Annotated in this window: 15 protein-coding genes; 1 reads left to right on the top strand and 14 read right to left on the bottom strand. The window is 39.7% G+C overall.

What is annotated here, in order from left to right; translation table 11 throughout:
• Positions 1-88: 88 nt before the first annotated feature.
• The 14 genes from flgL (EDC24_RS07630) to EDC24_RS07565 all read right to left on the bottom strand — a co-directional run bounded on the left by flgL (EDC24_RS07630) (position 89) and on the right by EDC24_RS07565 (position 11,648).
• Complete coding sequence (flgL, locus tag EDC24_RS07630; RefSeq protein ID WP_124221292.1) at positions 89-1,354, bottom strand: flagellar hook-associated protein FlgL; 1,266 nt, start codon at positions 1,352-1,354, stop codon at positions 89-91.
• Between the two features lie 119 nt (positions 1,355-1,473).
• Positions 1,474-1,698: a carbon storage regulator CsrA gene (gene csrA / locus EDC24_RS07625; RefSeq protein ID WP_124221290.1), complete on the bottom strand. Its 225-nt coding sequence runs from the start codon at positions 1,696-1,698 to the stop codon at positions 1,474-1,476.
• 1 nt (position 1,699) lies between these two features.
• A complete protein-coding gene (fliW, locus tag EDC24_RS07620; RefSeq protein WP_124221288.1) occupies positions 1,700-2,134 on the bottom strand; it encodes a flagellar assembly protein FliW in 435 nt (144 codons plus the stop codon).
• Between the two features lie 15 nt (positions 2,135-2,149).
• Entirely contained in the window at positions 2,150-2,704 is a 555-nt protein-coding gene (locus tag EDC24_RS07615) for a DUF6470 family protein (protein ID WP_124221286.1), read from the bottom strand.
• Positions 2,705-2,758: 54 nt separating this feature from the next.
• On the bottom strand, positions 2,759-3,634 hold the full coding sequence (flgL, locus tag EDC24_RS07610; RefSeq protein WP_124221284.1) for a flagellar hook-associated protein FlgL: 876 nt from the start codon (positions 3,632-3,634) through the stop codon (positions 2,759-2,761).
• Positions 3,635-3,644: 10 nt separating this feature from the next.
• Entirely contained in the window at positions 3,645-5,213 is a 1,569-nt protein-coding gene (gene flgK / locus EDC24_RS07605) for a flagellar hook-associated protein FlgK (protein ID WP_124221282.1), read from the bottom strand.
• Positions 5,214-5,240: 27 nt separating this feature from the next.
• A complete protein-coding gene (locus tag EDC24_RS07600) occupies positions 5,241-5,735 on the bottom strand; it encodes a flagellar protein FlgN (protein ID WP_124221280.1) in 495 nt (164 codons plus the stop codon).
• A gap of 12 nt (positions 5,736-5,747) precedes the next feature.
• Positions 5,748-6,017, bottom strand: coding sequence for a flagellar biosynthesis anti-sigma factor FlgM (gene flgM / locus EDC24_RS07595; RefSeq protein WP_124221278.1), 270 nt, complete (start codon positions 6,015-6,017; stop codon positions 5,748-5,750).
• Between the two features lie 71 nt (positions 6,018-6,088).
• Positions 6,089-6,505, bottom strand: coding sequence for a TIGR03826 family flagellar region protein (locus EDC24_RS07590; protein ID WP_124221276.1), 417 nt, complete (start codon positions 6,503-6,505; stop codon positions 6,089-6,091).
• Positions 6,506-6,583: 78 nt separating this feature from the next.
• Positions 6,584-7,261 (bottom strand): ComF family protein, encoded by a 678-nt coding sequence (locus EDC24_RS07585; RefSeq protein ID WP_124221274.1) that lies wholly within the window; start codon positions 7,259-7,261, stop codon positions 6,584-6,586.
• Position 7,262: 1 nt separating this feature from the next.
• Positions 7,263-8,579, bottom strand: coding sequence for an ATP-dependent helicase ComFA (locus EDC24_RS07580; RefSeq protein WP_124221272.1), 1,317 nt, complete (start codon positions 8,577-8,579; stop codon positions 7,263-7,265).
• A 75-nt stretch (positions 8,580-8,654) separates the two neighbouring features.
• Positions 8,655-9,500 (bottom strand): DegV family protein, encoded by an 846-nt coding sequence (locus EDC24_RS07575; RefSeq protein ID WP_124221270.1) that lies wholly within the window; start codon positions 9,498-9,500, stop codon positions 8,655-8,657.
• A 243-nt stretch (positions 9,501-9,743) separates the two neighbouring features.
• Complete coding sequence (locus tag EDC24_RS07570) at positions 9,744-10,445, bottom strand: response regulator (RefSeq protein WP_124221268.1); 702 nt, start codon at positions 10,443-10,445, stop codon at positions 9,744-9,746.
• Between the two features lie 57 nt (positions 10,446-10,502).
• Entirely contained in the window at positions 10,503-11,648 is a 1,146-nt protein-coding gene (locus EDC24_RS07565; RefSeq protein WP_124221266.1) for a sensor histidine kinase, read from the bottom strand.
• Positions 11,649-11,798: 150 nt separating this feature from the next.
• Here EDC24_RS07565 and EDC24_RS07560 point away from each other — a divergent pair, with 150 nt between their 5' ends.
• Positions 11,799-12,440 carry a YigZ family protein gene (locus EDC24_RS07560; protein ID WP_124221264.1) on the top strand — a complete coding sequence of 214 codons (642 nt, stop codon included), beginning with the start codon at positions 11,799-11,801 and terminating at the stop codon, positions 12,438-12,440.
• Positions 12,441-12,707 lie beyond the last annotated feature (267 nt).

The raw sequence follows: 12,707 nt of genomic DNA, 5'->3' as shown, positions 1-12,707 counted from the left end.
TTTATATCGGCAATTCTATGATTCTTTTAAGTCTTTTCACAAAATAAAAAGACGACCTCTAAACGAGATCGCCTTTGTAAATAACTTATTATTGAAGTAACTGAAGTACTCCTTGAGGTTGTTGATTGGCTTGAGCTAGCATCGATTGAGACGCTTGAGAAAGAATGTTGTTTTTAGTAAATTCCATCATTTCACTAGCCATATCGACATCTCTAATACGAGATTCAGCTGCTGTTAGGTTTTCAGAAGAAGCTGAAAGGTTGTTGATAGTATGTTCTAAACGGTTTTGGAATGCACCTAATTTAGACCTTTCTTCTGATACTGATTGAAGTGCTTCATCAATTGTTGAGATAGCTTCATTTGCAGCTTTGTGTGTAGAGATATCGGTTCCGCCAACATTAAGTTCGTCTCCGTTTTCTAATGCATTCTCGAAACTAATCTCGCTACCATCTAAAGTTTCAAATGTTTCTCCATCTTCGGTTGTTGCAACGACATCCCCATTTTCATCCGTTAGGGCGTTGTTACCAGAATCAAAAGTATATGTCCCTGCCTGAAGTGCATCGTTTTCAACTGATCCTGTAGCTTCTACCTCACCACCAGAGTCTACAGTAATAGTTCCACTTGTAACGTTAGCAGGCTCTTCACCGAAGTTAATTGTATCATCACCATTTGTAGCAGTATAAGTTGCCCCACCATCTTCGCTTTCTGCAATGACCTGACCATCCGAATCAATCATATTGTAGTTTCCAGCATCATTTTCCTTGATAGAATAAGTGCCTTCAGCGATGTCTGTAGTAGTGTCTCCTCCATCAGTTACTGAAGAAGCAACATCAACTTTTGCATCACCTGCTACTCCTAATTCTAACCCTCTCATATCCTGTACATCTAAGGATAAGTTCTGTCCTTCATTAGCGCCAATTTGAAGTGTGCCTTCAAAATTTCCGCTAAGTAATTTTTGAGTGTTAAATTCAGTGTTATCACCAATACGTGAAAGTTCTTGAGATAACTGATCAACTTCTTTCTGAAGCTCTGCACGGTCCTCAGCAGTGTTCGTATCGTTGGCAGATTGTACAGAAAGTTCACGCATACGCTGTAGGATTGAGTGTGACTCGTTAAGAGCACCTTCGGCTGTTTGGATTAATGAAATACCGTCTTGTGCGTTACGAGTTGCTTGGTCTAAACCACGAATCTGACCACGCATTTTCTCGGAAATTGCTAGGCCTGCTGCATCGTCGCCTGCGCGGTTGATGCGAAGACCTGAAGATAGTTTTTCAAGTGAGCTTTGTGTGTTGTTCTGGTTGTTTGTTAATTGGTTGTGCGTGTTTAACGCCGCAATGTTGTGATTAATTCTCATTGTAAAATTCCTCCCTGAATTGTTTTTTCGTCACGTCCTTGTGACTTTGTTCATGAAACTTAAGTCGGCCGACATTAGTTCCACCACTAATATTAATATCGACACGTTTTAAAGGGAGTTTAGTCTTTTTTTAAATTTTTTAGTAGATTAATGGAATTTTTCGTCTGTGAGGCTTGTTGGTTGGCCTCCAGGATCTGTTGATAGATTTCTGATCGATAGATATCTACGTCGCGGGGAGCGTCGATGCCTAGTTTGATTTGTTCGCCTTCGACCTCTAATACCTTAACCGTAATGTCTTCTCCGATTTGGATCGATTCACCGACTTTTCGTGTTAAGACTAGCATCTTACTCCCCTCCTTTAACTTGAATCGGATGTGTTGTAGTGTATTGTTCTTCGTTTAAAACGACTTGTTTAGCTGCTTTTTTCTGTTTATTAATAATGATTGGCGCTTTTAAGTTAATCGTCGATTGTTCAAATGGTTGTTGAACGGTGATCATGCATCTAATGACCAGATGTTCATTCGTATGTAAATCAAGTTGTTCAAGTACTTGGTCATCTAAATCAAATTCATAGTCTTTATAAATTAAAAACGGATCTGTAACGATAAATGCGAGTTCCTCGTTGTGGATGGCTTGTAAAACTTGAAATGTGGGATTTCCTTCAATATCGATTAAGGCAAATTCTTTTTGTATTGGAAATCCAGGGATGCCATTTTCAAAATTTATAATTTTTGATTCGTCTAATTCAATTTCGCCAAAATGTACGGTATTAATGTTCATAGTCTCCCGCCTTTTCTAAATTTCAACGTCAATTTGTAAATCATTCTCTTGTCTTAAATAGGTCTCAACTTGTCCACGTTCGTAGTTAATTACTGGTTTTTGTGGTTGTGCTTGAATGATCGGTTCATTTCGTTTCACGTTAATATTTAATTCACCTGGGTCATAGTCTGTTTTCACTGAAAAATGTGATGGAATCCAGCCTACATTAAATTCTTTCATCGGTTCATAAGCGTTGTTTTTTGAAATTGATGCAATGGGGTTGCCATCTTGTTCGATTTTCATGAGTTGATCGCCTTCTTGTGATTTTTTGGCAATGGATTGAAGCCAGGCTTGCTCTCCCTCTTGGGCGTTACGTTCGGTTGCTTCTAACGCTCCATATAACCCCATATCACTCCAGGCTTGGGATTGATCAATGGTTAGTCTAGGCGGCCTTCTATTAATCATGACTTCTGCTTTTGGCTGCTGGATTGATAATTCTGCCTCTGGTTGTTGAATCGTTTGCTTCCCTTGCGTCGAATTAATTCCGACTAACGCCATTTGTGATTGCATTCGAATTTGTGGAAACTGCATCTTTCTCAACGCCTTTCTTATGTGAAAAGACTATCTGTATTGCGACAGATAGTCTTATCTTAAGAAATCAATTAAACTTGGTTGGATGATTCGTGAACCGGCACTTAGTGATGCTCGGTGAACACTTTCTTGCATTTTTAGGTTCATAATGACCTCTTCAATGTCAGCATCTTCGTTATCCGACAACAATTTGTTAGTTGAAACTTTCTGCTGACCTAGTCGGTCTTCGATCATTTCTACACGGTTCATACGAGCACCTAAATCGGCACGCTCGTTCACGAGATTTTGAGAATGGCCATCAACGACATCAATGAATTCGTCTAAATCATCGCCCCTTGTATCAGGGTTGCGTAGAGCGTCCTCGATTTCTTGTAAATCATCAAATAAATCCTGACTAAAAACATTCTCTGGGTTAACGTTTGCCTGCAAAGTCACGCCGTCCATGACTTCAATATTAACTGCGCTATTATTCGTTTCATCGACATTCCCATCTTCAACTCGCTTACCTAACGTATTCGTACCGTTAAAAATATACTTGTTGTTAACCTTCGTATTCGCTAAGTCTTCCAAGTGATCACGTAACTCAGAAACTTCTTCCGCAATATTGTCGCGCTGATTTTCTTCATATGTATCGTTACTTGCCTGGACTAATAATTCGCGAACACTCTGTAACGCCTGGTTAGATTCGTTTAACGATTCGTCCGAATTATCCATCCAGTTATGAACTTCAGAAATATTTCGCTCAAATTGTTCAACCTTTGTTAACTCCGAACGATAGTTGACCCCTTTCATGGCAACAACTGGATCATCTGACGGGCGGTTAATTTTTTTACCCGTAGATAGTTGGTCCATGTATTTATCCATACTCGAGTAACTTTGGCTAATATTTCTTAACATATTATTATTTAACATTGACTGTGTGACGCGCATGATTATTCACCTACCTTCCGACGATTCCCATTTGATTAATAACTCGATCAAGCATTTCGTCGACTGTCGTTAAACTTCTAGCTGCTGCATTATAAGCATGTTGGAATTGAATCATGTTAGCCATTTCTTCGTCGAGTGAAACGCCACTAACGGATTCACGGTTTTCCTCAACCGACTGCTTTAATACATCGCTATTCTCAGCCATTCGATTAGCTTCTTGGGCTTGAACACCTAAGTCACCAATCATACCTTCGTAGAACTTTTGAATACTCTGTTCGCCAATCGCACTGTCAGCTCCAAGAGTCATATCTTTAATTCCAGCTAATAAATCTGCGTTGCTACCATCTCCCGGGAAGCCGTCTCCAGAAGCTGCTAGTAAACGCTCGTCATTTTTTAATTGGTCTGAAACACTGATAGAACCTGCAGCGTTATCAGCATTAAATGTAAAAAATTCTAAATCAGGGTTTTGTTGACCATCTAGATCGTATCCCTGTTGATGCTGTTCGTTAAAGGCAACTGCAAATGCTTGAGCAAGGTCATCCAATTCACTAATTTGATCTGAATAAATGCCTTTAACCTCGCCTCCGTCTTCATAACCATGTGACTCGATCAGGCCTTTTAGCTCTCCTGGAGAGTTGAATTCGCCAACAGATAATTCGTGTTCCGTTGAAACAACTTCACCTTCATCGTCTAATTCAACAACATTTATACCAGATACAACTTCCTCACCATCGACATCTGTGTAGTCAACATTTACATGTAGCATGTCATTATCGGCATTTAACAAATCAATACTATTACCCTCTGAATCTTCTAAGGCTTTTCCTTCAGCATCTGCTAGTTTAATTGTATACTTTCCCTCAGCCGTTGGGTTCGCGTTACCACCACTAGGCTCGGTACCTACCACAATATTGGCATGTTGTGAAAGCTCATCGACTAACTGATCACGTTTATCGTATAAATCGTTTGGTAGATAGCCGTTGGGCTCGATTCGACCGATTTGTTCGTTTACACCTTGTATCTCGGCTAGTAAATCATTAATTTGTGTTGTGCTTTGGTCCATTTGATTTTTAAGTTCGTTTTGAACATCGCTTAATCGGTTGTTTAAATAATTAAACGTATCCGACACAGCAACGCCTCTCTCAACAGCGACACGTCTAGCTCCTTCATCTTCCGGATTCGTCGCTACGTCTTGAAGACCTTGCCAAAACTGATCCATGACTTCATTTAATCCTTCATCAGTCGGTTCGTTCAGTAAATCTTCCATACGGCTTAATGAATCAGCACGCGAACTCCAATAACCGCTTTTATTGTTTTCCATACGATACTGGTAATCTAAAAACTCATCGCGCACGCGCTCAACTTGTCCTGCTTCGACACCCGTTCCCATCTGACCTGGTATTTCTGGTCTGTTACGTCCCGGTGAAGGAAATGGGCTTGTTTGGCTAAATTCCACGCGTTGTCTGGAGTAGCCTTCTGTATTCGCATTCGCTATATTATGGTTAGTCGTTTTTAAAGCCGATTGCTGCGTGAATAATGCGCGTCTCGCAATCTCTAAGCCATGAAATGTTGAAGCCATGATCAATTCGCTCCTCTGTTAAAAACTCTATGCTTTCGAATCAAAAACGGAAGAATTCGATTTTGATCCTTGCTTTGCCTGCTTCTTGTCATAATTAATGTTTTTCGTCTCAGGCTGATACATTTCTAGAGACAATTCAATAAACTGTAACGATTGTTGAATTAAATCTCGATTTAACGCTTCTTGACTTTTTAAATCAGCTAGGTTGTAAATCAGTTTCTCATAAATCGTCTGCAAACGTTCTTTTTCTGACTCATCTTCTATACGTTCTATTAGTTCACTGATTGTCTGTTCTTCTGCGTCGGGTGCGTGTTGTTGAAACCAGTCGTCCGTTAGTTTCATACGCTTATTTTCGACTTGTTCAATTCCTTGAGCGTGTTTACGTTCTTTCATTAATAGATCATTGAACTCATCGATCTTGCTTTTCTTCACTAGCTCCGTTTTCTCTTTTGATAAAGCTAGCAAGCTTTCATTCAACTGATACAACTTCTCTAAGTGCTCAGTAATGGCTTGGATAGACAAAGGATCCTCTCCTTAAACCTGTTTATTCGTCCAAAAATCAATCATTTTCTCTGCCGTTTTCTTAGGGTCTATGTCATAGTTGCCGTCTTGAACTTGTTGTTTTAAGTTCTGAACCTTTTCCTGACGAGCTTCTACTAAGCTATTGCCTTCTTGTAGCTTCTTCGCTTGATTTGAGATTTCTATTTTATCTTGAGTTTTCTGGGTTTGTTTGGTGTCATCTTGCTTTTGAAGCTGTTGCTTATACACGTTTAGGTTCGAACCGTTTGTTGGATTTACCTTCACTTTCGATTCACCTCTTTTACGAACATTCTCTCTATATTATATATCGGATATAAATTAAAAAGTTTAAGTGTTTATGATTCCCATTTTGAAACATTGATATAGGCTCTATTTTTCTCATACTCTGCTTCTTTCTCAGCAATGGTCTTCGGTTGTTCATCATTAAAACCTTCTTTCAACTCATCCGCACAGTCTTTGCACAGCTTCCCTTCACGAATCGGGTTACTGCACCTTTCACAAGGGTATGTCAAATTCGGAAATTGAGCTGGATGTAGTCTTTTTTGATGTACCCACTTCATGATCAACTTTTCCTCAACACCAGTCTCACTTGAAACTTCAAGCACAGTCGCCATTCTATTTTTCTTTTGACGAATGAATTGATAGACTAAATCGAACTTTTCTTCTTCCTCTTGATAACAATTTTGACAAACGTCCAATGGCCCTTTTAAAAACAATGCGCCACAGCGAGGGCAATTCGCTAAATCTCCCATAATGGATCCTCCCCGTATATTCTTCTTTCTATTATATCGGCAAAAAGAACGAATCACAAAGTAGGTTTGTGTAATTTTTTAGCTTCTGATTAAAGTTAATGAGGAAACGGTTGTTGCGCCATGGTCAATTAGTGTTTGTGCAGCTTGTCGTAAGGTTGTACCAGTTGTGTAAATGTCATCGATTATTAATACATCTCCGGAGATCGGATGATTAGCTCGAAAAGGATTTTTAGACGTCAGGCGCTCTAGTTTGGATTTCTTTGATTGCTTTTCGGAATGGGTTCGTTTTAAAACGTTGTAAATTGGTAGATCAATCAGTTGTGCGAGCGCTTCGGCTTGGTTAAAGCCACGCTCGGATAGTCGTTCGTCGCTTAAGGGAATTGGGACGAGTTGAAATGAATGTTTGAAATGTTCGCTGAAAGTATCCTTGATGGCTTCTTTAAACACATGAACTAACTCATAATCTCCTCTGTATTTAAAGCACGCCATGACGTCTTTCATATAGTCGTTATAAGTGAAAATGGACACGTTTTGGATTAAAGGATCTTGTTGAAAACGCTCTTGCCATTCATAACAATCACCACAAAGGTTAACTTCTTCTGAAACTGGCTTCATACATTTTTCACATAGTGTTGAACCCTTGACTTTTTCGAATTTTGATTCACAGTCGTCACAAATATTTTTCTCTTTAACGGTCCATAAATTCTGCCAAGTCGTCGCTTCCGTTATGTCACGAAAACAGATTAAGCAGTGCATATCATCGCTTCCTTTGTGCTTCTTTATTTTTTATCCGTGTGTATTGCCTCGCGGCTACCATCGCATTGGTTTTTTGTTCGTAAAAAAATGTAATGTCACCAGTCGGATCATCCGCGCTGCGCCCCACTCGTCCAGCAATTTGAACAAGTGCCGCTTCATCAAACACATGATGGTCAGCTAACAATACCGCTACATCAATCGACGGAAATGTCACGCCTCTCTCTAAAATCGTTGTGGTGATTAACGCATTTAATTGATGGGTTCGAAATTTCATCACGAGTTCTTTACGGTCAGGGCTTTCCGAATGGACATAGGGAATACTGAGTGATTGAGAAAGGGTTTGGGCAAGTTCGATTGTTGGAGTGAATAGTAAAAAACGTCTTCCCTTACGTTCTTCAATCCAATCGAGTATTAACTTTGGTAATTCGTATGCTTGCAGTTGTTTTTCTAGTTGGTGGACGCGTTTAAACGTTGGAACAGGTAGTGGGTGTTCGTGGTAACGCATAGGGATGGAGACGGTTGGAATCAATTTTAATGCGGTTTGAAGTTTTAGGTTGAATCTAGGGGTTGCGGTTAAATAGATAAGAGCGTGTTTGGGTTTTAGCGCACGATTGACAGCCTTTGGCAGTGATCGGTCTTTATGAAAAGGGAAGGCATCGACTTCATCAACGATAATGACATCGAAGGCGTTTTGATAACGGAGCATTTGGTGGGTGGTCGCGATGACGAGGTGTGCCCCGTGGTCTCGTTCCGTTGAGTCACCATAAAGAGCAGCTGACGTTAAACTAGGAAAATCTCGTCTTAACCTTGGTGCTAGTTCTCTAACAACATCTTGCCTAGGCGTTGCGATGCAAAGGCGAAGGCCATGCTCGGCGGCGTATTCGATTCCTTTATAGAGCATTTCAGTTTTACCTGCGCCACAAACGGCACTGATGAGAAGTCTCTTTTTTGTTTGAATTGTTCTCACGATAGCATGGGCTGCCTCTTCTTGAAGTGGGGTCAATTTCCCTTCCCAAGCGCAGCTGTTGGGGATAGGTTCGAGCTCATTTTCAGGCCCCGACCACCTGTAAAGAGGCTCACGCTCACTCAACCGCCCCATTGCAACACATTTTCGGCAATAGGTGATGTCACCCGGCATAAGGCCAAAGTATTTTTTCTCAGTATTAAAACACCGCTGGCACATCGTCACCCCAAACTTTCGAACGATTCCAGGCACTTCTTGAATCCACTTTTTCTGAAGCCATAACTCAAACAACTCATCATCCAAGTTCCACTCATGTTTTAATAGAAGTTTTCCTGAAAATTGGTTAGCATCCATAGGCATACCTCCATAAAAAATCAGACAGATAAGTGACCTGTCTGATTGGATATAATGATAAATATAATTGCAAACTTATTTAACTTTGTACCAGAAAAGGCCCATTCCGCCTTCTCCTAAGTGCGTTCCAATGACAGGACCAAAATAACTAATTTCAAAATTAACATTCGGGAATTTGTCCTCAAGCTCTTCTTTCCACTTGATCGCTTTTTCTTCACGCTCTGCATGGATAATGCAAGCTTTGACCTCTTCCGCCTGGTCCGCGGTTTCTTTCAGTAACTCTTCCATTCGCTTATACGCCTTTTTGCTTGTGCGAATTTTTTCAAATGGAACAATTTTTTTATCTTCAAAATGAAGGATTGGCTTTACTTGAAGTAAGCTTCCAACCATTGCCTGAGCGCCGTTCAAACGACCGCCACGCGCCAAGTGACTGAGGTCATCTACCATGAAGTAGGCACGCATTTCTTTTTTAATGTCATCCATCGCTTCTAAAATCGCCTCTGGCCCATTGTCTTGTTGCGCCATTTCAGCCGCACGCAACACATAAAAACCTTGCGCCATACAGCTAATTTCAGAATCGTAAGGATACACCTCGACACCCTCAACAGATTGCCCAGCCGAAACCGCCGCCTGATAAGTACCACTAACACCACTTGATAAATGAATAGATATAATTGCATCGTACTCTTGCGCCAGTTCTTCATACTTTGTCAGAACATCACCAATTGAAGGCTGCGACGTTTTAGGAAGCTCGTCCGACTGGCGAACTTTTTCATAAAACTCTTTCGTCGTAATATCATAAAGCTCACGGTACGACTCTTGTCCAAACGTCACAGAAAGCGGAACAACATGGATGTTCAATTCCTTCAACTGCTCTTCCGGTATGTAAGCTGTACTGTCCGTCACGACTACAGTTTTCATGACTTCACCCCTCTCTAATTGTTTAGTTTAATTTTACTATAGAATGAAGATATTTGCGAAAAAATTTTGGAACTTAGATCTTCTTTTGACTACTAATTTACTTGTTTTGAGCACTATTTTCCTTGTTTTGAGCAGTCATTTTCCTCTTTTGAGCACTTAATGCTTCCTTTTGAGCACTAATACCCTTCTTTTGAACACTCAGCCAAATATCAAAAAATCCGCCGGAGCTCCGGCGGATTTTAACTATCTAACTTCAACCCACCCATTTTTAATCGCTGTCACTACAGCTTGGGTGCGGTCGTTCACATTCATTTTTTGTAAAATGTTTGAGACGTGGTTTTTTACTGTTTTTTCACTAATATAGAGTGTCTCGGAAATTCCTCGGTTGCTTTGGCCATCAGCCATAAGTTGCAATACTTCACATTCACGTCGTGTCAACAAATGAAGTGGTTTGCGATATTCTACTGGCTGAAAATAACTGCTTGTCTGCGTTTCATTGCCTGACTTAGACCCACTTAACGCTAAACGGTGATAGTCTCTCACTAAATTATGTGTAACTTTTGGATGAACGTATGAGCCGCCTTCGCTAACAATTTTAATAGCGTTCACGAGCTCGTCTGTATCCATTTCTTTTAACATGTACCCTAGTGCGCCTGATTGTAAGGCATGTGTGACATAGGATTCATCATCATGTATCGATAAAATAATCACGCGTAAGTCTTCAAATTGTTCGATTAGTTCTCGAGTGGCTTCAACGCCATTAATTCCTGGCATGTTGATATCCATAATCACAATATCAGGGTTTGTCTGATTGACGATCTGAACCCCTTCAGACCCATCATTCCCTTCTGCTACAACTTCGAAGCCCTCTTCAAATTCTAAAATCCGCTTTACACCTTCGCGGAATAATTTATGGTCATCTATTAACGCGATCCTTGTTCCCATCATTAAACCTCCCAGTTTCCATTTCCAGTTTCAGTATACATGACTAGCTTTTTCATTTTAACCTTCGTAAACAATTGGTAAAGAAATTTTAACCTTAGTGCCATCTCCTATTTGAGATTCAACTTTTAACTCGCCGTCTAACATTTCTATTCGTTCTCTCATACCAATCAAGCCAAATGACTGATTTTTCTTTTCACTTTGGTCAAATCCAACCCCATCATCAATGACGATGACATTTAACTGATGCTGGGTGGTTTCGAATAAAACTTTAATTAAGCTCGCTTCCGCATGCTTCAACGCATTTTGCACAGCTTCTTGCACCATACGGAATACAGCGGCTTCAAACTTTTGCCCATAACGCATTTCCTTACCTCTTACGTCAAACTGAACTTTTAAATTATGATAATCTTCAACAGTTGTTAGATACTTTCGTAATGTCGGAACAAGTCCTAAGTCGTCCAAAGCCATCGGCCGTAAATCATAAATAATTCGTCTCACTTCATATAAAGCGTTTCGAGCCATCTCTTTCATCTCTCGGATCTCTTTAACCGCTTCATCGATTCCTTTTTGTTTAATCGTTTTATCTACTATATCAGAACGAATCAACACATTGGCTAACATTTGCGCTGGCCCATCATGAATTTCACGAGAAAGTTTACGACGCTCCTCTTCCTGAGCTTCAATAATCTGCAGGCCAAACTCATGCTTTTCTTTTGCCGATTCTAGTGCTTGATTCACTTCTTTAAAATCTTCTTGTAAATAGGTTGATATAACATTAATTTTACTCATCAATTTTTCAGCACGTTCAACATTGTTCGTTAATGCTTTTATCCGTTGCTCAAGATCATCACGGCGTTTAATTAACGCCACTTCCTTCTGCCGTTGGACCACAAGCTGAGTCTGCAGCTCGTGTGTACTATTATAAACTTTGCGCACTTCCTCCTCTGAGTACTGGTCAAAATGCTTACTCACTTCTGATAACCGTACTCTTGAGGCCTTAAGTCGTCTCTCTAATTCATCACTCTCTTTAATAATATTCTCTACTTCTTGCTTAATTTCCTTCACTTCGCTCGTTAAAACTTCTTGTTGTTTTCGTGACTCTTCTCCGATTTCAAAAACTTCTTGCTTACTGTTGTTAACCACGTCCATCATATCTTCGATGACCTGGTCAAGTGCGCGTTCATTTTCTTTCGTCACCGACATTACAATTCCTCCAATGTGTCTATATCCATTCGAGTATCAGACTTTTTTCACGAGGGTTATAGTCATATTTTATCATTAAATTATGTCGAATACACACTTTGCTCTTTAAATACTACTTCTTTATAATAAAATTTGAGAGGAGCCATGCATATGCTTGAACATTATTTAACAATAAAAGAAGAAGGTTCACATGAAATCGAAATTCAAAAGTCTCGTTTCATCGGACACGTCAAACGCACTGAAACGGAAGAAGAAGCACAAGAATTCATTCAACAAATCAAAAAAGAACATAAATCCGCGACACACAACTGCTCGGCCTATATGATTGGCGAACAAAACTTAACTCAAAAAGCCCATGACGACGGCGAACCTAGCGGAACTGCTGGCGTTCCCATGCTGGAAGTTCTGAAACAAATGGACCTTAAAGATACAACCATTATTGTGACCCGTTACTTTGGTGGCATTAAATTAGGTGCAGGCGGATTAATCCGCGCTTATTCTAGCTCTACATCGGAAGCTATAAAAGCTGTTGGCATTGTCCGTCGCTCACTAATGCAGCACATTCAACTAAAAGTTGACTATCATCTGATTGGAAAAGTTGAAAATGAGTTGAGGAATAGTTCTTTCTTATTAAAAAAAATTGAGTATCTTGATCAAGTAACGTTTAATATTTATGCTCCTATTTCAGAAGCAGAGAGTTGTAACGACTGGTTAGTTAATTTAACTTCTGGGCAAGGTCACATAGATTTTAAAGATCAAGCTTATATAGAAGAAGATGTTCAATTGAATTAATCTCAATATATAGTAAGGGCTGCACGTTAAGTGGAGCCTTTTAGTTTAGCTAAAAAAAGATAAAAAAAAGACCTCCCACAAATGTGAGAGGCAAATAAAAAGATAGCGTCTAAATAACCCTTTATGATCGAGGTCAATTTTTATTTTATTATAGTTGTATAGTTAATACAATAGGTTTATGGTTGATAAATTTTTTTGAAAATAAGCCAAAAAATCGCTCTTATTAATCATATTTTATCACAAATTTAGAATTATTATTATTTAATA

It is taken from the genome of Aquisalibacillus elongatus, assembly GCF_003843875.1.
In the GTDB taxonomy this organism is placed as follows: Bacteria; Bacillota; Bacilli; order Bacillales; family Alkalibacillaceae; genus Aquisalibacillus; species Aquisalibacillus elongatus.
This window is presented reverse-complemented; position numbering and strand designations above follow the sequence as displayed.